The following is a 1,728-nucleotide window of genomic DNA, read 5'->3' on the forward strand; positions in this document are numbered from 1 at the left end:
TGTTCCTGACGTGTAACGTCAGGCTACATACCTGATTTCCTTTCTTATCGTTTATCAAACCAATCAAACTGTGTGAGCACTCACTTTCAACAAGGCTTCTTTTAAGGAGGTGATCCAGCCGCAGGTTCCCCTACGGCTACCTTGTTACGACTTCACCCCAGTCATGAACCACACCGTGGTAAACGCCCTCCCGAAGGTTAAGCTATCTACTTCTGGTGCAGCCCACTCCCATGGTGTGACGGGCGGTGTGTACAAGGCCCGGGAACGTATTCACCGTGGCATTCTGATCCACGATTACTAGCGATTCCGACTTCACGGAGTCGAGTTGCAGACTCCGATCCGGACTACGACGCACTTTTTGAGATCCGCTCACTATCGCTAGCTTGCTTCCCTTTGTATGCGCCATTGTAGCACGTGTGTAGCCCATCCCGTAAGGGCCATGATGACTTGACGTCGTCCCCACCTTCCTCCGGTTTATCACCGGCAGTCTCCCTAGAGTTCCCACCATTACGTGCTGGCAACTAAGGATAAGGGTTGCGCTCGTTGCGGGACTTAACCCAACATCTCACAACACGAGCTGACGACAGCCATGCAGCACCTGTCTCAGTGTTCCCGAAGGCACTAATCCATCTCTGGAAAATTCACTGGATGTCAAGGGATGGTAAGGTTCTTCGCGTTGCATCGAATTAAACCACATGCTCCACCGCTTGTGCGGGCCCCCGTCAATTCATTTGAGTTTTAACCTTGCGGCCGTACTCCCCAGGCGGTCAACTTAGTGCGTTAGCTGCGTTACTCACTTCGTTTATGAAACGAACAACTAGTTGACATCGTTTACGGCGTGGACTACCAGGGTATCTAATCCTGTTTGCTCCCCACGCTTTCGTACCTCAGCGTCAGTTTCTGACCAGGTGGCCGCCTTCGCCACCGGTATTCCTTCCAATATCTACGCATTTCACCGCTACACTGGAAATTCTACCACCCTCTTCAGAACTCGAGCCTGCCAGTTCAAAATGCCATTCCCAGGTTGAGCCCGGGGATTTCACATCTTGCTTAACAGGCCGCCTACGTACGCTTTACGCCCAGTAATTCCGATTAACGCTCGCACCCTCCGTATTACCGCGGCTGCTGGCACGGAGTTAGCCGGTGCTTCTTCTGTGGCTAACGTCAATTGGTGCCGCTATTAACGACACCACCTTCCTCACCACTGAAAGTGCTTTACAACCCGAAGGCCTTCTTCACACACGCGGCATGGCTGCATCAGGCTTGCGCCCATTGTGCAATATTCCCCACTGCTGCCTCCCGTAGGAGTCTGGGCCGTGTCTCAGTCCCAGTGTGGCTGATCATCCTCTCAGAACAGCTAGAGATCGTTGCCTTGGTGAGCCATTACCTCACCAACTAGCTAATCTCACTTGGGCCTATCTCTGGGCGTGTGGTCCGAAGATCCCACACTTTGGTCCGTAGACGTTATGCGGTATTAGCCACAGTTTCCCGTGGTTATCCCCCACCCAAAGGCAAGTTCCCAAGCATTACTCACCCGTCCGCCGCTCGTCAGCAGGAAAGCAAGCTTTCCCCTGTTACCGCTCGACTTGCATGTGTTAGGCCTGCCGCCAGCGTTCAATCTGAGCCATGATCAAACTCTTCAGTTTAAAGTGTTTAATCGACTCATTGAATCAATGACTTAATAAATCTTAATTTGTTAAGCACTTTTCCAATCAGTCAGGTGTATCC

1 rRNA gene is annotated in these 1,728 nt (G+C 51.9%); it reads right to left on the minus strand.

What is annotated here, in order from left to right:
- Positions 1-102: 102 nt before the first annotated feature.
- Positions 103-1,646: ribosomal RNA gene (locus CCE91_RS12205) — 16S ribosomal RNA — on the minus strand.
- Between the last annotated feature and the right edge of the window lie 82 nt (positions 1,647-1,728).

The organism is Pseudidiomarina planktonica, from assembly GCF_900177775.1.
GTDB classification, from domain to species: domain Bacteria; phylum Pseudomonadota; class Gammaproteobacteria; order Enterobacterales; family Alteromonadaceae; genus Pseudidiomarina; species Pseudidiomarina planktonica.